The 20971-nt window shown below is 70.8% G+C and carries 21 protein-coding genes and 3 tRNA genes; 17 read left to right on the top strand and 7 right to left on the bottom strand.

Annotated elements, in window-relative coordinates:
• Positions 1-17: 17 nt before the first annotated feature.
• From ACFVR6_RS15330 to ACFVR6_RS15320, 3 genes are read left to right on the top strand one after another with little or no spacing between them, the layout of a single operon-like run.
• Positions 18-956 (top strand): ABC transporter permease, encoded by a 939-nt coding sequence (locus ACFVR6_RS15330; RefSeq protein ID WP_386964583.1) that lies wholly within the window; start codon positions 18-20, stop codon positions 954-956.
• A 52-nt stretch (positions 957-1008) separates the two neighbouring features.
• Positions 1009-2475, top strand: coding sequence for an aldehyde dehydrogenase family protein (locus ACFVR6_RS15325; RefSeq protein WP_386964581.1), 1467 nt, complete (start codon positions 1009-1011; stop codon positions 2473-2475).
• A 40-nt stretch (positions 2476-2515) separates the two neighbouring features.
• Positions 2516-3535 carry a zinc-dependent alcohol dehydrogenase family protein gene (locus ACFVR6_RS15320; RefSeq protein ID WP_386964579.1) on the top strand — a complete coding sequence of 340 codons (1020 nt, stop codon included), beginning with the start codon at positions 2516-2518 and terminating at the stop codon, positions 3533-3535.
• A 56-nt stretch (positions 3536-3591) separates the two neighbouring features.
• Here ACFVR6_RS15320 and ACFVR6_RS15315 read toward each other — a convergent pair whose 3' ends face one another.
• Entirely contained in the window at positions 3592-4500 is a 909-nt protein-coding gene (locus ACFVR6_RS15315; protein ID WP_386964577.1) for an alpha/beta fold hydrolase, read from the bottom strand.
• An 86-nt stretch (positions 4501-4586) separates the two neighbouring features.
• Here ACFVR6_RS15315 and ACFVR6_RS15310 point away from each other — a divergent pair, with 86 nt between their 5' ends.
• Positions 4587-5036: a MarR family winged helix-turn-helix transcriptional regulator gene (locus tag ACFVR6_RS15310; protein WP_386964731.1), complete on the top strand. Its 450-nt coding sequence runs from the start codon at positions 4587-4589 to the stop codon at positions 5034-5036.
• A 12-nt stretch (positions 5037-5048) separates the two neighbouring features.
• On the opposite strand, the gene ACFVR6_RS15305 is transcribed toward ACFVR6_RS15310, so the two are convergent.
• Positions 5049-6137 (bottom strand): polysaccharide deacetylase family protein, encoded by a 1089-nt coding sequence (locus tag ACFVR6_RS15305; RefSeq protein WP_386964575.1) that lies wholly within the window; start codon positions 6135-6137, stop codon positions 5049-5051.
• Between the two features lie 264 nt (positions 6138-6401).
• On the opposite strand from ACFVR6_RS15305, the gene ACFVR6_RS15300 reads away from it, so the two are divergent.
• The gene (locus tag ACFVR6_RS15300; RefSeq protein WP_386964573.1) at positions 6402-6647 is read left to right on the top strand and encodes a hypothetical protein; all 246 of its coding nucleotides are present in this window, start codon (positions 6402-6404) and stop codon (positions 6645-6647) included.
• A 168-nt stretch (positions 6648-6815) separates the two neighbouring features.
• Here the strand turns inward: ACFVR6_RS15300 and ACFVR6_RS15295 are convergent, their stop codons facing one another.
• The 4 genes from ACFVR6_RS15295 to ACFVR6_RS15280 form a co-directional block, all read right to left on the bottom strand.
• Positions 6816-8021 (bottom strand): Fic family protein, encoded by a 1206-nt coding sequence (locus ACFVR6_RS15295; RefSeq protein WP_386964571.1) that lies wholly within the window; start codon positions 8019-8021, stop codon positions 6816-6818.
• Between the two features lie 554 nt (positions 8022-8575).
• Positions 8576-8648: transfer RNA gene (locus ACFVR6_RS15290), tRNA-Phe, on the bottom strand.
• A 70-nt stretch (positions 8649-8718) separates the two neighbouring features.
• Positions 8719-8792: transfer RNA gene (locus ACFVR6_RS15285), tRNA-Asp, on the bottom strand.
• Between the two features lie 21 nt (positions 8793-8813).
• Positions 8814-8886: transfer RNA gene (locus tag ACFVR6_RS15280), tRNA-Glu, on the bottom strand.
• Between the two features lie 235 nt (positions 8887-9121).
• Here ACFVR6_RS15280 and ACFVR6_RS15275 point away from each other — a divergent pair.
• Positions 9122-10525, top strand: coding sequence for a M23 family metallopeptidase (locus ACFVR6_RS15275; RefSeq protein WP_386964569.1), 1404 nt, complete (start codon positions 9122-9124; stop codon positions 10523-10525).
• Between the two features lie 53 nt (positions 10526-10578).
• Here ACFVR6_RS15275 and ppa read toward each other — a convergent pair whose 3' ends face one another.
• Positions 10579-11112, bottom strand: coding sequence for an inorganic diphosphatase (gene ppa / locus ACFVR6_RS15270; RefSeq protein ID WP_386964567.1), 534 nt, complete (start codon positions 11110-11112; stop codon positions 10579-10581).
• Positions 11113-11346: 234 nt separating this feature from the next.
• Here ppa and tilS point away from each other — a divergent pair, with 234 nt between their 5' ends.
• The 11 genes from tilS to ACFVR6_RS15215 all read left to right on the top strand — a co-directional run bounded on the left by tilS (position 11347) and on the right by ACFVR6_RS15215 (position 20970).
• A complete protein-coding gene (tilS, locus tag ACFVR6_RS15265; RefSeq protein ID WP_386964564.1) occupies positions 11347-12351 on the top strand; it encodes a tRNA lysidine(34) synthetase TilS in 1005 nt (334 codons plus the stop codon).
• A gap of 10 nt (positions 12352-12361) precedes the next feature.
• On the top strand, positions 12362-12913 hold the full coding sequence (gene hpt / locus ACFVR6_RS15260) for a hypoxanthine phosphoribosyltransferase (protein WP_386964562.1): 552 nt from the start codon (positions 12362-12364) through the stop codon (positions 12911-12913).
• Between the two features lie 175 nt (positions 12914-13088).
• Entirely contained in the window at positions 13089-15092 is a 2004-nt protein-coding gene (gene ftsH / locus ACFVR6_RS15255; RefSeq protein ID WP_386964560.1) for an ATP-dependent zinc metalloprotease FtsH, read from the top strand.
• 9 nt (positions 15093-15101) lie between these two features.
• Positions 15102-15692, top strand: a complete 591-nt coding sequence (folE, locus tag ACFVR6_RS15250) for a GTP cyclohydrolase I (RefSeq protein ID WP_386964558.1) — start codon at positions 15102-15104, stop codon at positions 15690-15692.
• Complete coding sequence (gene folP / locus ACFVR6_RS15245) at positions 15689-16519, top strand: dihydropteroate synthase (RefSeq protein WP_386964556.1); 831 nt, start codon at positions 15689-15691, stop codon at positions 16517-16519. The genes folE and folP overlap by 4 nt, the downstream gene beginning before the upstream one ends.
• Entirely contained in the window at positions 16516-16887 is a 372-nt protein-coding gene (gene folB, locus ACFVR6_RS15240) for a dihydroneopterin aldolase (protein WP_386964554.1), read from the top strand. The genes folP and folB overlap by 4 nt, the downstream gene beginning before the upstream one ends.
• Positions 16884-17432: a 2-amino-4-hydroxy-6-hydroxymethyldihydropteridine diphosphokinase gene (folK, locus tag ACFVR6_RS15235; protein WP_386964552.1), complete on the top strand. Its 549-nt coding sequence runs from the start codon at positions 16884-16886 to the stop codon at positions 17430-17432. The genes folB and folK overlap by 4 nt, the downstream gene beginning before the upstream one ends.
• Positions 17429-17926, top strand: coding sequence for a DUF3180 domain-containing protein (locus ACFVR6_RS15230; protein ID WP_386964550.1), 498 nt, complete (start codon positions 17429-17431; stop codon positions 17924-17926). The genes folK and ACFVR6_RS15230 overlap by 4 nt, the downstream gene beginning before the upstream one ends.
• Positions 17877-18497: a PH domain-containing protein gene (locus ACFVR6_RS15225; protein WP_386964548.1), complete on the top strand. Its 621-nt coding sequence runs from the start codon at positions 17877-17879 to the stop codon at positions 18495-18497. Before ACFVR6_RS15230 ends, ACFVR6_RS15225 begins: the two co-directional genes overlap by 50 nt.
• Before the next feature lie 11 nt (positions 18498-18508).
• A complete protein-coding gene (locus ACFVR6_RS15220; protein WP_386964545.1) occupies positions 18509-20260 on the top strand; it encodes a PH domain-containing protein in 1752 nt (583 codons plus the stop codon).
• Entirely contained in the window at positions 20257-20970 is a 714-nt protein-coding gene (locus ACFVR6_RS15215; protein WP_386964543.1) for a DUF2520 domain-containing protein, read from the top strand. The genes ACFVR6_RS15220 and ACFVR6_RS15215 overlap by 4 nt, the downstream gene beginning before the upstream one ends.
• Position 20971: the final 1 nt, after the last annotated feature.

Genomic DNA, 20971 nt, shown 5'->3' with positions numbered 1-20971 from the left:
CGGAACCGGAGAGAGAAATGACGTCATCCATCCACCTTCCGCGCACCGAGTTCGACCCACGCGGCCCGGCGACGGGCGTGGTCACCACACGGCTCGCGCGGCGCAGACGCCCGCTGCCGCCGCTGTTCGTCGCGGTGCCGATGCTCATCATGCTCGTGTTCCTGTTCGTGGGCATCTTCGGGCAGTGGATCACCCCCTACGACTACAGCGAGCAGAACCTGTCCAACCGCTTCGCCCCGCCGGGAAGCGAAGGGCATCTGCTCGGCACGGACCACCTGGGGCGCGACATCCTCTCGGGCCTCATCGGGGGAGCGCGCATCACCCTCATCATCGGCTTCGTCGTGCTCATCTTCGGCGTCGTGCTGGGCGTGGGCATCGGCGTGATCAGCGGATACGTCGGCGGCCGGTTCGATGCGTTCATGATGCGCATCACCGACATCTGGCTCGCCTTCCCGTTCCTGATCCTCGCGATCGCCCTCGTCTCGGCCCTGGGTGGGGGGCTCGACAAGCTGATCATCGCCCTGGTCCTGGTCGCCTGGGTCGTCTTCGCACGCCCGATCCGCGGCGAGGCGATGTCTCTGCGGGAGCGGGAGTACGTCCTCTCGGCGCGGGCTCTCGGCGTCTCGCCGACGAAGATCGTCGTGAAGCATCTGCTCCCCAACCTGCTGCCGTCGATCCTGGTGCTGTCCTCGCTGGAGCTGGGCGCGATCATCCTCATGGAGGCGTCACTGTCGTTCCTCGGGCTGGGCGTGACCGGCGGCGAGGCGACGTGGGGCGGGATGCTGTCCGACGGCCGTGCGTACATCGGCTCGTCCTGGTGGCTCGCAACCATCCCGGGCCTCGCGATCTTCGCGCTGGTGATGTCGGTGAACGTCATCGGCGAGTGGTTCCGCGACGTGTTCGACCCGCGCAACAGCTCGCGGGCGCAGGTCTCGCAGGAGATCACCCTGCCGTGAGCCCGCGTCCGGGCGAGCCGAGTTTCGAAGTTCTTTCATCAAAGGAGTGGGAATGACCGATCTGTCAGCATCCGACGTGCGACCGATGTACGTAGGCGGCGAATGGACCCATGGACGCGGCGGCAACCCGCCGATGGCGACGTTCGACCCGACCACCGGGCGCGAGATCGCGCGGGTGACCGCGGCGACGGCAGCCGACGTCGACGACGCCGTCCTCGCCGCGCAGCGAGGGGCCGCCCAGTGGCGCGCGCTGTCCTGGACCGCGCGGGCGACCGTGCTCCGCGAGATGGCGAAGCGCATCCGCGACGACGTGGAGCGCCTGTGCCTCATCGACGTCGAGAACGCCGGCATCCCGATCTCGGCCGCACGCCGCGACGTGCTGCGCGCGGCCGATGAGATCGAGTACTTCGCCGGCATCGCCGGTGAGGTCAAGGGCAGCACGATCCCGGCTCCGGCCGGTGGACTCGCGTACACCCTGCGGGAGCCGTACGGCGTGGTCGGGCGGATCATCCCGTTCAACCACCCCTTCAATTTCGCGGCGGCCAAGGTCGCCGCACCCCTGGCAGCCGGCAACGCCGTGATCCTCAAGGCGCCCGACCAGGCGCCCCTCGGGCCGCTCGCCCTCGCGGAGCTGGTCGGCGATCTGTTCCCCGCCGGCGTCCTGAACGTCCTCACCGGCACAGGCATCGAGGTCGGCCACGCCATCTCGTCGCACCCGAAGATCCCGCGCATCGGGTTCATCGGCAGCGTCCCCGCCGGTCAGGCCGTGATGCGGGCGGGCGCCGAGCACATCAAGCACGTGACGCTGGAGCTCGGCGGCAAGAACCCCATGATCATCTGCGAGGACATGGACCCGAAGCTGGCCGCCCGCGAGGCGATCAACGGCATGAACATGCGCAAGACCATGGGGCAGTCGTGCCAGTCGAACTCGCGCGTGTTCGTGCACGAGAGCATCGCCGAGGAGTTCGTCGCGGAGCTCGAGCGCATCGTCCGCGGAATCGAGATCGGCGACCCCCGCGAGGAGAGCACCGAAATGGGGCCCGTCGCGTTCGAGGCGCACTTCGATCGCGTGCTCACGCACATCGATCAGGCCCGCGAAGACGGCGCGCGCCTGGTGTTCGGCGGCGGCCGCCCGGAGGGTCGTGAGGAGGGCTACTTCATCGCGCCGACCGTCTTCGACGGCGTCACGCCCGAGATGCGCCTGTTCCACAACGAGGTCTTCGGCCCCGTCATGGCGGTGTGCCGCTGGAGCGACGAGGACGAGATGATCGAGCAGATCAACGCCACCGAGTTCGGCCTCACCGCCCGCATCTGGACGAACGACCTGGGCCGGGCGAACCGCATCGTGTCGAAGGTGGATGCCGGGTTCGTCTGGATCAACGAGTCGGGACGCAAGGACCGTGGCATCCCCGTCGGCGGGTTCAAGCTCAGCGGTCTGGGCAAGGAGTCCTGCCTCGAGGAGATCATCAGCTACACCCGCGAGAAGTCGGTCACGACGACGTTCGCCGTCCACGCATGAGCGCGCGTCGAGTGCTGGCCGCGGTGATGAGGAGCGCGCGATGAAGGGTCTGGTGTTCACCGGCGAGGAGTCGGTGGAGGTACGGGACTTCCCGGACCCGCAGGCCGGCGCCGGCGAGGCCGTCGTGCGGGTGCGTGCGTCGGGCATCTGCGGCAGCGACCTGCCACGGTTCCGCGATGCGGCGGGCAGCAAGGGCATCATCCCCGGTCACGAGCCGGCGGGCGAGGTCGTCGAGCTCGGACCCGGCGTGCCGCCGGGGCTGCGCGTGGGCGACCGGGTCATGGTGCACCACTACGCCGGGTGCGGTTTCTGCGAGGTCTGCTCGATGGGATTCGAGCAGGCGTGCCCGAACGACCGCGTGACGTACGGCACGGGGGCCCACGGTGGCCACGCCGAGTACGTCACCGTGCCGGCGCGTACGCTCGTGCACCTCCCGGAGGAGCTGTCGTTCGAGGCCGGCGCGGCGATCGCGTGCGGCACCGGAACGGCGTGGAACGGCCTGAAGAAGATGGACATCTCGGGGCGGGACACCGTCGCCGTCTTCGGGCAGGGCCCGGTCGGGGTCAGCGGCGTCGTGAGCGCGAAGGCGATGGGTGCGCGCGTGATCGCGGTCGACATCTCCGCCGAGCGGCTCGATTTCGCCCGTGACCTCGGCGCCGACGTGACGATCAACCCGATGGAGACGGACGTCGTCGCCGCGATCGCGGAGGTCACCGGGGGCCGCGGCGCGTCGGCATCCCTCGAGACCTCCGGTGCGGAGGTCGCGCGTCAGCAGGCCCTCGAAGTGCTCGCGTACTTCGGGCGCTGCAGCTACATCGGCAACGGGGCGCCGAGCCGCATCGACATCCGGGGCGAGGTGATCCGCAAGGTGCTCACGATCTACGGCTCGTGGACGTTCACGAAGGCCGAGCAGATCGAGATCGCCCGCTTCATGGTCGACAACCGTGTGGACCTCGACGCGCTCATCAGCACGCGCTACCCCCTCGATGAGGCGGGCCGCGCGTACCGCGAGTTCGCCGCGGGTGCCATCGGCAAGCCGATGATCGTCTTCGACGCCTGACGCAGGCCCTGTGATCCACCGCCGTCGCCCTCCCCCCAGGGCGGCGGCGGTGCTTTCTAAGCATCGAGCCCGGTGACGAACTCCAGAATCGCGGCGGCCATGCGCTCCGGAGCCTCGAGGGCGACATAGTGGCCGACCCCCTCGAGCTCGACGTGCGTGACCGGCCCCGCGACGACCTGCTCGAGCGTCGTCGCGGTGAAGCGTCCGCCGAATCCTCCGATGGCGAGTGCGGGGACCTTCAGGGGTGTTGCGCTGCGGGAGCGGAAGTCCTCGCCCTCGGCGAGCATCGACCGGTACAGGCCCACCGCGCCGTTCCACCCGCCCTCGCGCGAGTACCCACGGGTGAACTCCTCGACGTCCGCGGCGCCGATCGATCCCGTCACGGCCGTCATCGAGGGGAACGCCCACGTCTCGAGGAGTTCGCGTTCACGACCGGTGAAGAGCATGCGGGCGATTCCCGGTGCCGCGAGCGCGCCGATATGCCAGGAGCCGCCGTGCGTGATGTCGCCGAAGGCTTCGAGGCCGAAACCCGCGAGCCCCATCTCCACCGCGGTGATGCTCCGCACGTTGTGCCGGTGGTCGGTCGCCAGCCGGTACAGGGTGCCGCCGGCGATGTCCTGCCCGACCACGTGTACGGGACCGACGCCGAGGGTGTCGATCAGGGCGTGCACGTCATCCGCCGCCGTGGCGCTGGTGAAATCCTCCTCGGCGACGGCGGAGTCGCCGAAGCCGCGCAGATCCACGGCGAAGACGCGCAGGCGTGACGACAGGAGCGGGATGAGCTTGTGGAAGGCCCACCAGGATTCCGGGAAGCCGTGCAGGAGCAGGACGGCTGGTGCGCCAGCATCCCCGGCAGACACATAGTGCAACGTGGTGCCGTTGACCTCGGCGGTGTGGTGCTCGACCTCGGGGATCGATGCGCCTCGCGGCGCGACGGTGGGGTTCATGGCGGATCTCGCTTTCATGGATAGGCAACGTGGTTGTCAATGTAGGTAACGACAACCGGGTTGTCAATGTTCCTGCGCCGCGATAACGTCGACGCGTGGACGAGATGACCGGTGCCCGCTTCGCCCAGCTGCTGTACCGCTCCTTCGATGCGATGGTCGACGCCGTCCACGCGGATCTCGTTCGGGCGGGACACGGCGGCCTCAGCGTCACTCACGAGTTCGCCATGCAGGCGATCGACGGCGGTGCCGCCGACGCTGCCGGGCTCGCCAGGGCGCTCGGCGTCACGCGGCAGGCGGCCGCCAAGACGATCGCGGCCCTCGAGGCGCTGGGCTACGTCGTGCGCACGCCGGATCCCGGCGACGCGCGCCGCAAGCGCCTCGTCGTCACCGAACGGGGCCACGACGCCATCGCCATCGGCGCCCGCGGGTTCGACTCGCTCTATGAGAGGTGGCGAGCGGTGGTCGGCGGGGAGAGGGCGGATGCCGCCATCGCGGCGCTGCAGGAGATCTCGGCGCCGCGGGTCGTCGGGCCGGCGGAGCGATCCGCCGATTAGCCGATCAGGCCGTCAGCCGATCAGCTGAACGAGATCGTCCACCGTCATCCCGTAGTTGATGCGGATGCAGGGGAGCGCGAGCTTGTCGGCGCCCGGGCGCACGTAGCCCTGCTCGATCGTGCGGGCCAGCTCGAAGCCCGCCTGGCGCAGGCCTTCCTTGGCGGTGTCGTTGTAATGGCCGAAGGGGTACGCCACGACCTCCTTCGCGCCGAGGATCTGCGCAGACGTCTCCATGTCGGCAGCGATCTCGGCAGGCGACCAGTTGACGATGCGTCCCTCGCCGTTCGAGCCCGCCTCGTGCATGGCATGCGTGTGGGAGCGCTGCAGCACGAACGGGTTCGGTGACGGCTCGGAGCGGAACTCGGTGATGACGAACGACGTCGCGAGCAGCCCCTTGGCCGCGACGATCGGGGTGGCCAGCTCCAGCCAGGTGTGGTGGGCATCGTCGTCGGTGATGATCACCGAGCGGTCAGGCAGGAACAGCGCGCCGTCGATGAAGGCGCTGAGCTCATCCCACGTCGGCAGGTAGAACCCGCCGGCGGCGATGTGATCCATGTGCGCCTCGAAGTCGCCGATGTAGGCGTAGTTCAGCCGCAGCCAGTCGTCTTCGCCCTCGGGTTTGGTCGTGAACTGGTGGTACATCAGGATCGGGACGGCCGTTTGTTCGGCCGCGACCTCGTCGGCGGTCTTCCACGCTCCGTAGACCGTCTGCTGCCGGTCGGTGCAGGTGGCGAGATCCGCGCCGTTGATCCGCGTCGGCGTCGCGTAGCCCGCGGCATCCGCCGCCGTCGCGTACCAGCCGGCGAACACCGCGCCGTCGCGGCGGGGGATGGGCAGGCCACCGTAGAGCCGGCCCTCGGCGACCAGCACCGGGTCGAGTGGGGTGCCGTCGAGGTCGAAGGAGACCGCGCACGCGTTGGGGTCGGTCGTCGTCGCGAGCAGCTGTTCCGCCGCGGTCAGCGGCGTCGGAGTCGGCGTGGGGGTCGCGGTGGTGGGAGGGGCGGTCGGGGGTGGGTTACTGGATGCCGTGAGGCTCGGGATCAACCCCGTCGCGACGGCCACACCACCCGCGACCACGACTGCCGCCGCGATCGCCGCCACTGCTGCGGCCCGGCGCCGTCGACTGCTCGTCCGCCGTCCGCTTGATCCGTGGCCAGCCATCGCCATCGTCGCTCCCCTTGATGCGCCCCCAGCGGCGCCTATGACGCGAGCCTAGGGGAAGTGGATCGTGCGCTTGGACCTGCGGGGATGTGGTGGCGAGCTGTCCCGGTGGGCCCACCCTGCGTGCTGGGCTCGCGCTCGTCTCCACGCGGCGCGTCGAGGGTGACGCGTGCGCATCCCGCGCTCGTCGGGCAGAGTGGGCGCGTGCGCTACGCCCCGGCTGTCCTCGCCTTCGTGCTCGCCGTTGCTGAGTTCCTCGGTGGGGCCGTGCTGCTGGTCGTGGCGCTGCCCGACAGCAGGACCGGCGCGGGGTCCTTTCTCGGCGTCGCGCTGGGTCTTGCGGGTTTCATCGTCGCGGCGTGGGCGGTCGGCCGGATCCGCCGCATCCGGGACCTGACGCCGGAGGCGATCATCTCGCCGTCCCACGAGACCGACAGTCAGCACTCATAGCGACGCGCGGGGATGACACGCTCGTGATCTACACCTTGACGGCGATGCTCGCCGTCAGCGTCGGGGCGATGTTCGGGCGCTCAACGCGGTCGGGCGCACAGTCCCCGTGCGGCGGCCGCGATAGGCGCGATCGGGGGAGCGCCTGCCACGTACGTTTCGGACGATAGATCAGCCGAGTCGGCCGCGGCGTGCTCGAGCGCCGAAGGCGTCGAGCGCCTCGAGGATGTCGGGCGCCGCCCAGATGCGGTTGCGGCGACCGGAAGAGACCTTGACCAGCACGCCGGCGTCGACGAGGCGGTCTATGGCGTTCTGCGCGGCGACGTCACTCACTCCGACAGCCTCGGCGACGGTCTTCGCGTTCACGACCGGCTGACGCAGCAGGTACTCCTTGACGCGATGCACCGACGAGTGACTCCGAGCGGTCACGAGCTCGTCCCACCGCGCAGCCGCGGTCTGGATGTCGTCGACGAGGGCGCGGCCGTTGTGTACAGCGCTGAACGAGGCGTGCACGACGGTGTCGACGATGGGTCGGAGATCGCCATCACGGTAGGCCGACAGGGCGGCGAAGTAGCCATCGAGGTCGGCGAGGAGTCCTGCGGAGACGGGGACGGTGACGTTGCGGGTGAGCCCGCCGTGGCGGAGTATCCCCTGCAGCAACGCACGGCCGGTTCTGCCGTTGCCGTCGGGGAACGGGTGGATCGTCTCGAACTGCGCGTGAGCGAGGGCCGCCTGGATGAGCACGGGGATGTCGGTGCGCTCGGTGAAGGCGACCAGGTCGCCCATCAGCTCGGGCACGCGCTCGTGGTGCGGCGGGACGAAGGACGCCGCGTGGGGAGAGATCGCTCCGCCCCCGATCCACACCTGCTGGTCACGCCACCCGCCGACGAAGTGCGGGGCGCTCTCGCGCAGCAGGGCGTCATGCATTGCGAGGATCGACTCCTCCTCAAGCCGGTCCGCCAGCGCCAGGGCGGCGTTCATCGCGCGGACGTTCGCGACGACGAGGTTCGCCTTGCCGGAACTGGACGCTCCGATCTCGGCGAGGGCGACCTGCTTCGCGCTCGAGGTGAGGTTCTCCACCTCCGAGCTGGATGCTGATTCAGTGCGGAGGAGGATCGACGCGAACGGCGCGGCGATGAATCCCGCCTCGGCGTCGAAGCGGGCAAGCTCCGCGCTCGCGTCATCGGCGGCCGCGGTCAGCTCACTGTCGAGGGCGACCACCAGCTCGGCGATCTGCGGCGGCACCGCCGCACGGTACGGGCCGCGGGCCTGCAGCAGCGCGCGGCGCGAGGCGACCTCATCGCCGGAGCGCTGCCAGGGCCGCTCTTCGTAGCCGACCGCCGGCCAGGAAGGCGAACTGCCGGTTTCCGTTGCCATGGGGTCACTTTACCGAACTTTAGAGCAGAAACGTTTGGTATGGCGTGCAAATGTCCTCCGCCTCAGGGAAGATGCCGCGCCCAGAACTCGTCTCGCGCCCACGTTACCGCTCATCGGAAACAGGTCGACTCATGTCCGATTGGTCGGCGACCTCGCCATGTGGCGAGAGTGACGTGCGAACTAGCAACGGGAGATTCGAGAACGCCGTGACGAGTTGGGCTACCCCGGTCTGTCGACGCACGCGTTTCGCAAGACAGTCGCCACCATCCTGGGCCGCGAAGGCCTCTCCGCGACCGAGATCGCCGACAATCTCGTCCACCCCAGCATGACCCAGGACGTCTACATGAACACCCGAGGGGATCGACGAAGGCCGCCGGTGTGCTGGACCGCACCCTGAGCGACCTCATTTTGAAGGTGCGGGGTTTGTGCGGACTGCGCGGCTGAGTTCTCGCGCGAGCGTCTGGGCGGCGGAGGAAGCCTGCCGGGAAAGGCGAAACCCCCGCCATGTAGAAGCTAGGCGAGGGTTTCTAGGGTGACTGTAACGGTCACCCGTGTGGCTCCGACGGGCGTCGATCCCGTGACCTCACGATTTTCAGTCGTGCGCTCTACCAACTGAGCTACAGAGCCGCGCGGCCGTGCGATGACTGCCGCGTCCGAGACGAAAGGCCCTTCCGAAAAAGGGCCCGTCGCTCTGGAGCGACCCTGACGGGACTTGAACCCGCGACCTCCGCCGTGACAGGGCGGCACGCTAACCAACTGCGCTACAGGGCCATGCATATTCAATTGTAGGTGTGACCCCAACGGGATTCGAACCCGTGCTACCGCCGTGAAAGGGCGGCGTCCTAGGCCGCTAAACGATGGGGCCGGGTGAGCCCGTTGGGACGAACCCGGTGCTCATGCTTACCGACGACCAAGCATAAGCATTGCTGGGGCAAAACGCCAATCGAGGGCGCGTCCTCCCGCATCCCGCGCGCGTCGCGGGCACCATGGGCGAGGGCGGAACCGCCGGTCGGTACGGGAAATCCGGCCTCTACCGTTGCGTGTGGGGCTGATGTTGCTACTGTGAATGCTGTCTTCGTTCCCCCCGAATCGGCGAAGAGATGAGGTACCGCGTGCGTTTCCGGTCTGAGGAAACCCCGGAGGATTGCGGCTGTGCCCCCACCGAGGCGGAACAGCGCGCTTTCTCCAGCGGAATCACCCGCCGCGGGGCACTGACCGTCGGCGCGTTCGGCCTGATCGCCGCAGGTGCCCTCGCCGCCCCCTTCGTACCGGCCGCTTTCGCCGCCGGCTACCCCTCGTGGGACGACGTGCAGCGGGCCAAGCAGAACGAAGCGGCCAAGAACGCCGAAGTCGCCCGCATCGAGAAGCTCATCTCCGACCTCACCGCCGACGTCGCCTACAAACAGGCCGAGGCCGAGCGCCTGGGCCTGGAGTACCAGGCCGCGCAGGAGGCTTTCGAAGCCGCCGTCGACCGCGCGCTGTCGTTGCAGGCGCAGGCCGATGCCGAAGCGGCACGGGCGACGGAGGCCGCTCAGAAGGCCGGTCAGGTCGCCGCGCAGCTGTACCGCAACGGCGGCGACGACACGTCGCTCGAACTGTTCTTCTCGGGCTCTGCGGCCTCCGCCGACGACCTGCTCGCCCGCCTCGGCACGATGGACAAGCTCCTCGCCGCCAACCAGGCCGTCTACACCGATGCCGTCAGCGCGCGTGACAACGCGCAGAGCCTCAGCGACCAGGCATCCGTCGCCCGCAACGAGCGCGACCGCCTGCAGCAGGAGGCGGAGCGCAAGATGGCCGAGGCCCAGGCTGCCGCCGAAGCCGCGCAGGCGGCCCTCGCCGCGCAGACTGAGCACCTCGGCACCCTGCAGGCGCAGCTCGCCGCGCTGAAGGACACCACCGCGCAGACGGTCGCCGGCTACCAGGCCGGCGTCGAAGCCGAACGCCTCGCCCGCCTCGAGCGTGAGCGCATCGCCCGCGAAGAGGCCGAGCGCAAGGCTCGTGAAGAGGCCGCCAACGCCGGCGGTGGCGGTGGTGGCGGCGGAGGTGGCGGTGGCGGAGCCCCCGGCGGCGGCTCCGGCGGCGGTCAGGGATGGGTGCGGCCGCACGGTGGCTGGATCAGCTCGTGGTTCGGCGGACGTGACAGCATCTGCGGCGACAACGGCTGCAGCGGCAGCGGTCACCGCGGCATCGACTTCGCCAACGGCTGCGGGGCGCAGATCTACGCCGCGGCAGCGGGACGCGTGATCTACGCCCAGTTCAGCTACGGCGGCTGGGGCAACTACATCAAGATCGACCACGGCGGCGGCATCGTCACCGGGTACGCGCACATCCGCAACGGTGGCTTCGCCGTGGGCGTCGGCCAGAACGTCGGTGCCGGACAGGTCATCGCCTACGCCGGCAGCACCGGTGTCTCGCAGGGCTGCCACCTGCATTTCGAGGTCTACTCGGGCGGCGTGCGCATCGACCCCGCCCCCTACCTGCGCAACCGCGGCGTCTCGGTTTAGCAACGACGAAGGGCGGACGCCGCAGCACCCGCCCCTCGTGACACTCTCCGTCGTCAGACGGTCTTGGGCGCCTCGCCCTCACCCTGCGTGCGGGTCTCGCCCTCGTGCTCCTCGAAGCGTGCGAATGCCTCGGTCACCAGGCGCTCGGCCTCTGCGGCATCCGCCCACTCGTCGACCTTGACCCACTTGCCGGGCTCCAGATCCTTGTAGTGCTCGAAGAAGTGGTTGATCTCGCCCTTCGTCCACTCGTCGAGGTCGGAAACGTCCTGGACGTGAGCCCAGCGCGGGTCCTTCGCGAGCACGGCCACGACCTTGTCGTCGCCGCCGGCCTCGTCGCTCATCTTCAGCACGCCGACGGGGCGGACCTTCGCCATGACGCCCGGGTACAGGTCGCGGTCCAGCAGCACCAGCACGTCCAGCGGGTCGCCGTCTTCGCCGAGTGTGTTCTCGAAGAACCCGTAGTTGCTCGGGTACCCCATGGGGGTGAACAGCACGCGGTCGAGGAAGACACGGCCGGTGCCGTGGTCCACTTCGTACTTCACGCGGCTGCCGCGGGGGATCTCGATGACGGCGTCGTACGCGCCCATGCTGGTGCTCCTTCAAGACAGGGGTGGGATGCGGCGACCAGCCTAGTCGCGCGGGCTGTCGCGATGGTGATCGATCCCTGTGCACAATGTCGCTGATCCGGGGCGGTGCGGGCCCAGAAAGCCCCGGTCCGGGGCTGCGGGCGGTGCATTGGCGACGCTGTGCAGGGTGGCATGCGGCGCCCTCGGCGCTCCGGGGCAGCACCGGCCCCTCCCCGGGGCGGCTACCGTGGTCGCGTGCCGTCCCTCAGCCCCGCCATCGCCGAGATCCGCCGCGCCGTGCGCACCGCGCTGCAGCCGTACGCCGGCTCCGGCACGGCGATCGTGGCCCTCTCCGGCGGCGCGGACTCGCTCGCCCTGGCCGCCGCGACCGCGTTCGAGGCCCCGAAGCTCGGGCTCGCCGTGCGCAGCGTCACGGTCGACCACGCCCTGCAGCCCGGTTCGGCCGAAGCGGCGGCGGATGCCGCGGCAGCGGCCACCGCGCTCGGCATCGACGCGGCGGTGGTGCGCGTCACCGTCGGCGGGGACGGCGGTCCCGAAGCCGCCGCCCGCGACGCCCGGTATCGCGCGCTCGCCGAGGCGGCACAGGCCACACCCGGAACCGTCGCCGTGCTGCTCGGTCACACCCTCGACGACCAGGCCGAGACCGTGCTGCTCGGGCTCGCCCGCGGGTCGGGGGCATCGAGTCTGGCCGGCATGGCGCCCGCACGTCGCGACGAGGCGACCGGGGTCCGCTGGCTGCGGCCGCTCCTCGCCGTGCGCCGCGACACGGCGCGCGCGGCCTGCGCCGCCGCCGGCCTGACGCCCTGGGACGACCCGCACAACACCGACACCCGGTTCGCCCGGGTGCGCGTGCGCGAGCGGGTGCTGCCGGTCCTCGAGACCGAGCTCGGCCCCGGTGTCGCCGAGGCGCTCGCCCGCACCGCCGAGCAGCTGCGAGAGGACGCCGAGGCGTTCGCCGAGATGATCGACGAGACCATCGAGGACATCGTGCAGCCCGCCGAAGCCGGCATCGCGGTGTCGGTCGCCGCGCTCGCCGCCAATCCGGCAGCGCTGCGTCACCGCATCATCCGGCACGTGGTGGCCAGCGAGTTCGGCGCATCGCTCTCCCGCTCCCAGACGTGGGAAGTCGCCCGGCTCGTCACCGACTGGTCGGGTCAGGGGCCGATCGATCTGCCGGGATGCCACGCCCGCCGCCGTGGCGGGCTCATCGAGTTCACCGCCGGCCCCGAGGGAACTTAGACTCGTAGGCATGCGCGCCGCCGATATCTCGGACCAGCTCTCCGACATCCTCGTGACCGAGGAGCAGATCCGGGAGAAGCTCGACCAGCTCGCGGCCCAGGTCGACGCGGACTACGCCGGCAAGGATCTGCTGCTGGTGGGTGTGCTCAAGGGTGCGGTCATGGTCATGGCCGACTTCGCCCGGTCGCTGCAGAGCGACGTCACGATGGACTGGATGGCGGTGTCCTCGTACGGCGCCGGCACGAAGTCCAGCGGTGTCGTGCAGATCCGCAAGGACCTCGACACCGACCTGCACGGCAAGCACGTGCTCATCGTCGAGGACATCATCGACTCCGGCCTCACCCTCAGCTGGCTGCTGGAGAACTTCGCCTCGCGCGGCGCGGAGTCGATCGAGGTGCTGGCGCTGCTGCGCAAGCCCGAGGCCGCCAAGGTGAAGATCGACTGCCGCTACGTCGGCTTCGACATCCCGAACGAATTCGTCGTCGGGTACGGCCTCGACTACGCCGAGCGCTACCGCAACCTGCGCGACGTCGCGGTGCTGGCGCCGCACGTCTACGCCTGAGCCGCGGCGCTTCCCGGCATCCGCGCGACCCCTCGCATGGGGTCCTGCCGCGTCGATTCAGCCCTGGGCGAATGCACAGATCACCCGGAGAGCGGGGCGGTAGCCTGAATCCCTGTTGCCCGTCCTGCGTACGGGCTGCTCTGCGACGAAAGGGATCGGGCGCCGGCCCCGCACCATGGACTTCAAGAAGATCACCCGCAATCCGCTGATCTATATCCTGCTGATCGGCGTGCTGCTGCTCGTCGGGTTCTCGCTGATCTCCAGTCTCGGCGGCGCCAAGCAGGTCACCACCCAGGAGGGTCTCGAGCTGCTCAAGGGCGGCACCGTGACCGAGGTGCTCAACACCGACGGTGACCAGCGCGTGGACATGACCCTCTCCGAGCCGCACGACGGCGCGACCGACGTGCAGTTCTACTACGTCGAGGCCCGCGCGGACGAGGTCATCAACGCGATCGATGCCGCAGAGCCCAAGGACGGGTTCAACGACGCCGTGCCGCGTGCCACCTGGTTCGACGGGTTCATCTCGCTCTTCCTCCCGATCCTGCTGCTGGGGCTGCTGTTCTGGTTCCTGCTGTCCTCCGCCCAGGGCGGCGGCGGCAAGGTCATGCAGTTCGGCAAGTCGCGCGCGAAGCTGGTCACCAAGGAGACCCCCACCGTCACGTTCCAGGACGTCGCCGGGGCCGACGAGGCGATCGAAGAGCTGCATGAGATCAAGGACTTCCTCAAGGACCCCGCCCGCTTCCAGGCCGTGGGCGCCCGCATCCCGAAGGGCGTGCTGCTGTACGGCCCTCCCGGAACCGGCAAGACCCTGCTCGCGCGCGCCGTCGCCGGTGAGGCGGGCGTGCCGTTCTACTCGATCTCGGGTTCGGACTTCGTGGAGATGTTCGTCGGTGTCGGTGCGAGCCGTGTGCGCGACCTGTTCAATCAGGCCAAGGAGAACGCCCCCGCCATCATCTTCATCGACGAGATCGATGCCGTGGGTCGCCACCGCGGCGCGGGTCTGGGCGGCGGTCACGACGAGCGCGAGCAGACGCTCAACCAGATGCTCGTCGAGATGGACGGCTTCGACCCCAAGGCCAACGTCATCGTCATCGCGGCCACCAACCGCCCCGACATCCTCGACCCGGCGCTGCTGCGCCCCGGCCGCTTCGACCGTCAGATCGGCGTGGATGCCCCCGACCTCAAGGGCCGCCTGAAGATCCTCGAGGTGCACGGCCGCGGCAAGCCCCTGGCCGACTCCGTCGACCTCGAGGTCGTCGCGCGCAAGACGCCCGGCTTCACCGGTGCCGACCTTGCCAACGTGCTCAACGAGGCGGCGCTGCTGACCGCCCGCTCCAACGCGCAGCTCATCGACATGCGCGCGCTCGACGAGGCGATCGACCGCGTCATCGCCGGTCCGCAGCGGCGCACCCGCGTCATGAAGGACAAGGAGAAGCTCATCACCGCCTACCACGAGGGCGGGCACGCCCTGGCGGCGGCGGCGATGAACCACACCGACCCCGTGACGAAGGTCACGATCCTGCCGCGCGGCAAGGCGCTGGGCTACACGATGGTGCTGCCGCTGGATGACAAGTACTCCGTCACCCGCAACGAGCTGCAGGACCAGCTGACGTATGCCATGGGCGGTCGCGTCGCGGAGGAGATCATCTTCCACGACCCCACCACCGGTGCCTCCAACGACATCGAGAAGGCGACCAGCATCGCCCGCAAGATGGTCACCGAGTACGGCATGACCACCGAGGTCGGCCCCGTCAAGCTCGGCGCCGCCTCGGGCGAGATGTTCCTCGGCCGCGACATGGGCCACGGCCGCGACTTCTCGGAATCCATCGCCGAGCGCGTCGACATGGAGGTGCGCGCGCTCATCGAGCAGGCGCACAACGAGGCCTACCAGGTGATCAACGCGAACCGCGACATCCTCGACAAGCTCGCGCTGGAGCTGCTGGAGAAGGAGACCCTCGACCACATCGAGCTGGCCGAGATCTTCAAGGACATCACGCACCTGCCGCCGCGTCCGCAGTGGCTCTCCAGCAGCGAGCGTCCGGTGTCGCCGCGTCCGCCGGTGGAGGTGCCCCGTCGTCGTGAGGACGCCGGGCTCGCCGCGGCGGTCGAGGCCGACGAGGCCGTGGAGAAGTCCGCGCGTCGCCGCCCCACCGGGCAGGCGCGCCCCGCGACCGCGTAGGCTCGGAGCGTGTCCGTCGACCGTGAACGCGTGTCTTCCCTGGTGCGGGAACTGCTCGTCGCGATCGGCGAGGATCCCGATCGTCCGGGCCTGCGGCTGACGCCGCAGCGCGTCGCCGAGGCGTACGCCGAGTTCTTCGCCGGTGTGGGAGCAGACCCCGCAGAACCGCTCGCCCGCACCATCTCGGTCTCGCGCGGCCCGGCGCCGGACACCCTGCCCTCGGGCGCGGTCATGCTGCGCGACATCCGCTTCCGTTCGACGTGCGAGCACCACCTGCTGCCGTTCGCCGGGTACGCGCACATCGCGTACCTGCCGGGGGAGCAGGTCGTGGGTCTCGGCGCCCTCCCGCGCGTCGTGGACATCCTCGCCGCGCGCCCGCAGGTGCAGGAGCGCCTGGGTGAGCAGGTGGCCGACACCATCGCGGGCGCCATCGACGCCCGCGGCGTGCTCGTCGTGCTGGATGCCACCCACCAGTGCGTCACGATGCGCGGCGGCCGACAGCCCGACGCCTCGACGGTGACGGTGGCCGCCCGCGGCGAGATGGCGGAGCCGGCCGCGCGCACCGAGGTCATGGCGCTGCTGGCGGGGACCCGCCGATGACCGCGATCATGGGCATCGTCAACGTCACCCCCGATTCGTTCAGCGACGGTGGACGCTATGCCGACGCGGATGCCGCCATCGCCCACGGCCACCGCCTGCTGTCGGCGGGTGCCGACCTCATCGACGTCGGCGGCGAATCGACCCGTCCCGGTTCCGAACGCGTCGACCCGGCCGCCGAGCAGCAGCGCGTGCTGCCGGTCGTGGCCGCCCTCGCCGCCGCCGGGGCGACGGTGAGCATCGACACGATGAACGCCGCCACCGCGACCGCCGCGATCGCCGCCGGTGCCCGGCTCGTCAACGACGTCTCGGGCGGGCTCGCCGACGACGACATGTTCGCCGCCGTCGCCGAGACCTCCGCGGACCTCGCGATCGGCCACTGGCGCGGCCACGCCACCGACATGTACGCCCGCGCCGACTACGACGACGTGACCGCCGAGGTCGTCGCCGAGCTCGGCGCGCGCCTGGACGCCGCCGAAGCCGCCGGCATCCCGCGCGAGCGCATCGTGCTCGACCCCGGCATCGGCTTCGGCAAGCGGGGCGAGGCGAACTGGCGGGTGCTGTCGCAGCTGCCGCGACTGGTGGCCCTCGGCCCCCGAGTGCTCGTCGGCACGAGCCGCAAGCGGTTCCTCCTCGACGCGCTCAGCGCCGACACGGATGCCACGGCCGCCGCCGCCGAGATCGACGAACGGCGGCGCGACCTCGCTACCGCCGTCACCAGCGTGCTGGCCGCGCAGGCAGGCGTGTGGGCGGTGCGCGTGCACGACGTCACCGCCACCCGCGACGCCCTGCGTGTGGCACGCGCCTGGCAGGAAGGAGCCGCCCTGTGACCGTCCTCGACGAGATCGCCGTCACCGGCATCCGTGCGTACGGCCATCACGGCGTGTACCCCGACGAGCGCCGCGAGGGGCAGGAGTTCGTCGCCGACGTGGTGCTGTACCTGTCCACGGCCGCCGCGGCCCGCAGTGACGACGTCACGGACACCGTGCACTACGGCGAGCTGGCGGAGCAGGTCGCGGCGATCCTCGCCGGCGACCCGGTGGACCTGCTCGAGACGCTCGCGGCACGCATCGCCGATGCCGTGCTCGGCCACGCCCTCGTCGAGCGTGTGCGGGTCACCGTGCACAAGCCCGCCGCCCCCATCCCCGTCCCCTTCGGTGACGTCACCGTCACCATCACCCGCGGGCGCACGCAGTGAGCCGCCGGCTGGCGCAGGGGTTCTCGGGCGAGGCATCGGCCCCGCCCGCGGAGCCGAACGTCGCCGTCGTGGCGCTGGGGGCGAACCTCGGTGACCGGGCCGAGACGATCGCGTCGGCGATACGGCAGCTCGCGCGCCTGCCGCTGACGACCGAGGTCGTCGCCTCGGCGCCGATCGAGTCGGTCGCCGTCACCGCCGACGGGCCCGACCCGCAGGCCCCGGGCTACCTCAACGCCGTCGCCCTCGTGCGCACGCGGCTCGCGCCCAGCGTGCTGCTGGGCTACCTGCACGCCATCGAGGCCGAGCACGGCCGGCCCGCGCGCGGGAAGGATGCCGTGCGCTGGCTCGACCGCACCCTCGATCTCGACCTCATCGCGTACGGCGATGTGCGCAGTTCCGACCCGGCGCTGCTGCTGCCGCATCCGCGCGCGGCGGAACGCGACTTCGTGCTGGGCCCGTGGCTGACCGTCGACCCCGACGCCGTCCTGCCCGGCCAGGGCCGCGTCGAGGAGCTGCTGCAGCGGCTTCGGGGGGAGCGCTCGTGAAGCGCACCGGAGTCGCCACCCTGGGTGTCGCCGCCCTGCTCGGGCTCGGGACCGGCTACCTCGTCGACCAGGCGCTCACTGCGAGCGGCCGCGCCACCTTCACCCCCTCGATCATGCTGCCGGTGCTGTTGGTGGCACTCGGGGCGATCCTCATCGTGCTCGCCCTGCCGATCGCGCGCGCGACGCGCGGCACCGCCGGCGACATGGCGCGCCCCGTCAACCCCTTCCAGGCGCTGCGCATCGCGATGCTCGCGAAGGCCTCCAGCATCGTGGGCGCCGCCGTTGCCGGCTTCGGGGTCGGGCTGGGCGTCTTCATCGCCTCCCGACCCGTCGAACCGTCGCTAGGCTCGGTGGGGACGATCCTCGCGACCGCCGTCGGCGGGGCGATCCTCGTCGCCGCAGGGCTGATCGCCGAGCAGCTGTGCACCATCCGGAAGGACGACGATGACGAACCCCCAGCCCCCGGGCCCGGCACCACTCCCTCCCACCACTGACCCCGGCGAGGTCGAGGCGGTCGGCACGCCCGGCATCGACGCGACGCTCGACGACGGCACGTACGACCGGCTGATCGAACCCCGCAACCCCGGCCGCCTCGCCCTCGAGGGCGGGGTGTGGCATCAGATCTCCCGTAAGTACCTGTGGGAGCAGCTGGCCAGCTACGGCGCGATGCTGATCCTCACCGTCGCCGCAGTCCTCGTGCTCGGCCTCGTGCTGGACCAGACCTGGGTGTACATCCCGGGCGGCATCCTCGCCGTCATCCTGGTGTGGACCATCGCGATCCTGCCGCGCCAGGTGCGCGCCATCGGATATCAGCTGCGCGCCGACGACCTGGTCTTCCGCCGCGGCATCCTGTGGCAGCGCATGGTGGCCGTGCCCTACGGCCGCATGCAGCTGGTCGACATCACCCACGGGCCGCTCGACCGCGGGTTCGGGGTCGCGCAGCTGAAGTTCGTCACGGCCGCCGCGACCACCGGCGTCACGATCCCCGGGCTCTCGCAGCAGGCCGCCGAGGCGCTGCGCGATCACCTCATCGCCGTCGCCGAGAGCCGGCGCACGGGCCTGTGACCGACCACGCCATGACCGAGCCCACCGCCGTGACAGCACCCTCGCCGACGCTCGTGCGCTCGCCGCTGAGCGACGGCGAATGGCATCGCCTCCACCCCCTCACCCCGCTGCTGCGCGGGGGGCTCGCGCTCATCGTCATCGTCGGCATCGTCATCGCCAACCTCCGCGACCGGCTCATCGCCATGTTCGTGCCGGGGATGAGCGAGGAGGACGCCGAGTCCGGCGACTGGGAGACCGAGGCGATCGACTGGGTGCTCGCGAACAACCTGGTGTTCGTCGCGCTGCTGGTGGTGCTCGGGGTCATCCTGCTGCTCATCGCCGGCTTCTACATGTCGTGGCGGTTCCACACCTTCCGCATCACCGGCGACGACGTCGAGGTGCGCAGCGGCATCCTGTTCCGCACGCAGCGGCGCGCGCCGCTGGACCGCGTGCAGGGCGTCAACCTCACGCGCCCGATGATCGCGCGGCTGCTGGGCATGGCCAAGCTCGAGGTGGTCGGAGCGGGAACCGACGGCAACGTCAAGCTCGAGTACCTCTCCACCACCCACGCCGAGGCCGTGCGCGCCGACATCCTGCGCCTGGCCTCCGGGCGGCGCCTGGGCGGAGCCGCGGCGGCCCGCGCGGGCGGGACGCTGTCGCAGACCGTCAGCCGCGGCATCTCGGGGATCATCGAGGGGGATGACCGCAGCGACCTCGTGCCCGAGTCGGTGGTCCACATCCCGGCGGGCCGACTCGTGGCCTCGCAGATCATCAGTCCCGCGACCGTGGCGCTGCTGGCGGGCGTCGTCGCGGTCATCATCGGCGCCGTCGCCGGGCTGCCGTGGCTGCTGCTGGGCTTCGTGCCCGCCGTCATCGGATTCGGTGCCTACTGGCTGCGTCAGATCATGCGATCGCTGCGGTATTCCATCGCCCCGACCCCCGACGGCGTGCGGATCACGTTCGGCCTGCTCACGACGATCACCGAGATCGTCCCGCCCGGCCGCGTGCACGCGATCGAGGTGAGCCAGTCGATCCTCTGGCGCGGCTTCGGCTGGTGGACGATCAAGATCAACCGCCTCACCGGACGCAGCGCCTCGGACACGACCACCGACCAGTTCACGACTGTGCTGCCCGTCGGCACCTACGCCGATGTCGAGCGCGTGCTGGCCCTGCTCGTTCCCGAACTCGCCGAGGGCGATCGCCCCGCGCTCGTGCGGCAGGGCGTCGACGGCCCCACCGGCGACGACCCGTTCACCACGACCCCCAAGCGGGCACGCATCATCCGGCTGCTGTCGTGGCGCCGCAACGGCTTCCTGCTGTCGGGTGACCTGCTGCTGCTGCGCCGCGGCGCGATCTGGCGCAAGCTCGCGGTGCTCCCGCTCGCGCGGCTGCAGTCCATCGGCATCCACCAGGGTCCGATCGACCGGATGCTGAGGGTCGCCGCCGTGCGCGGCAGCATCGTGGCGGGGCCGGTGTACCCCAACGTCTCGGCCATCGACCGTGACGAGGCGATCGGCGTGTTCGAGGCGGTCGCCGCCGGCGCCGTGCGCGCGGCCGCGTCGGACCGCTCGCACCGCTGGGCGGACGAGCAGGATGCCGCGCCCGAGCCGCCGGCGCTGCTGCGCCGTGTGAGCCCGCCGGAGGCGGAGCGTCCCGTGGCGGTGCCGCCGCTGTCCGAGAGCCCGGTCGCAGAGCCGCCCGCGCGCCTCGGGCACGCCGACCCCGATGCCGCGCCTCGCACGCCCCGGCCCCCGGATGCCGTGATCCCCGAGGACCCGCGGTGAATCGCAGCGCCCGTCTCGGCGTCGGCGTCATCGGCGCCGGGCGCGTCGGGCCCGTGATCGGCGCCGCCCTCGCCGGCGCGGGCCACGCGCTCGTCGGCATCACCTCGGGATCCGACCCCGACCGCGTCGAGGCGATCCTGCCGGGTGTGCCGGTGCTGGATGCCACCGAGATCGCCCGCCGCAGCGAACTCGTGATCATCGCGGTGCCGTCGGACGAGCTGCCCGCCCTCGTGCGCGGTCTCGCCGACGTGGGCGCATGGCAGCCCGGGCAGCTCGTGCTGCACACCGACCCCGCCCACGGGTACGGAGTGCTCGCTCCGGCGGCGGCGAAGGGCGCGATCCCGCTCGCGCTGCATCCGGCGATCACCTTCACCGGCACGTCGACCGACGTGCGCCAGCTCATCGACGCGCACGCCGCGGTGGCCGCCCCCGCCGCCGTGCTGCCGATCGCGCAGGCCCTCGCCGTCGAACTCGGCTGCGAGCCGGTCGTCATCGCCGAAGAGGACCGCGCCGCGTACGCCGAGGCGATCGCGACGGCCACCGCGTTCTCGCGCTCCATCGTCACGCAGGCGGCGGCGCTGCTGGCGCAGGCAGGCGTCGAGAACCCGGGCAGCTACCTGTCGACGCTCGTGCACTCCACGATCGACCAGGCCCTCACCGCCGCCGGCACGACGCCCGCCGACGACGACGGGCTCGACCCGCTCGACTGAG

It is taken from the genome of Microbacterium sp. NPDC058021 (assembly GCF_042885955.1).
Taxonomy (GTDB): Bacteria; Actinomycetota; Actinomycetes; order Actinomycetales; family Microbacteriaceae; genus Microbacterium.
The sequence above is the reverse complement of the archived record's forward strand: the minus strand, read 5'-3'. Positions and strand labels throughout refer to the sequence as shown.

Coding starts and splice junctions, on each gene's coding strand:
- ACFVR6_RS15330 (WP_386964583.1), top strand. CDS start 18: ATGACGTCATCCATCCACCTTCCGCGCACCGAGTTCGACCCACGCGGC.
- ACFVR6_RS15325 (WP_386964581.1), top strand. CDS start 1,009: ATGACCGATCTGTCAGCATCCGACGTGCGACCGATGTACGTAGGCGGC.
- ACFVR6_RS15320 (WP_386964579.1), top strand. CDS start 2,516: ATGAAGGGTCTGGTGTTCACCGGCGAGGAGTCGGTGGAGGTACGGGAC.
- ACFVR6_RS15315 (WP_386964577.1), bottom strand. CDS start 4,500: ATGAAAGCGAGATCCGCCATGAACCCCACCGTCGCGCCGCGAGGCGCA.
- ACFVR6_RS15310 (WP_386964731.1), top strand. CDS start 4,587: ATGACCGGTGCCCGCTTCGCCCAGCTGCTGTACCGCTCCTTCGATGCG.
- ACFVR6_RS15295 (WP_386964571.1), bottom strand. CDS start 8,021: ATGGCAACGGAAACCGGCAGTTCGCCTTCCTGGCCGGCGGTCGGCTAC.
- ACFVR6_RS15275 (WP_386964569.1), top strand. CDS start 9,122: ATGAGGTACCGCGTGCGTTTCCGGTCTGAGGAAACCCCGGAGGATTGC.
- ppa (WP_386964567.1), bottom strand. CDS start 11,112: ATGGGCGCGTACGACGCCGTCATCGAGATCCCCCGCGGCAGCCGCGTG.
- hpt (WP_386964562.1), top strand. CDS start 12,362: ATGCGCGCCGCCGATATCTCGGACCAGCTCTCCGACATCCTCGTGACC.
- ftsH (WP_386964560.1), top strand. CDS start 13,089: ATGGACTTCAAGAAGATCACCCGCAATCCGCTGATCTATATCCTGCTG.
- folP (WP_386964556.1), top strand. CDS start 15,689: ATGACCGCGATCATGGGCATCGTCAACGTCACCCCCGATTCGTTCAGC.
- ACFVR6_RS15225 (WP_386964548.1), top strand. CDS start 17,877: ATGACGAACCCCCAGCCCCCGGGCCCGGCACCACTCCCTCCCACCACT.
- ACFVR6_RS15220 (WP_386964545.1), top strand. CDS start 18,509: ATGACCGAGCCCACCGCCGTGACAGCACCCTCGCCGACGCTCGTGCGC.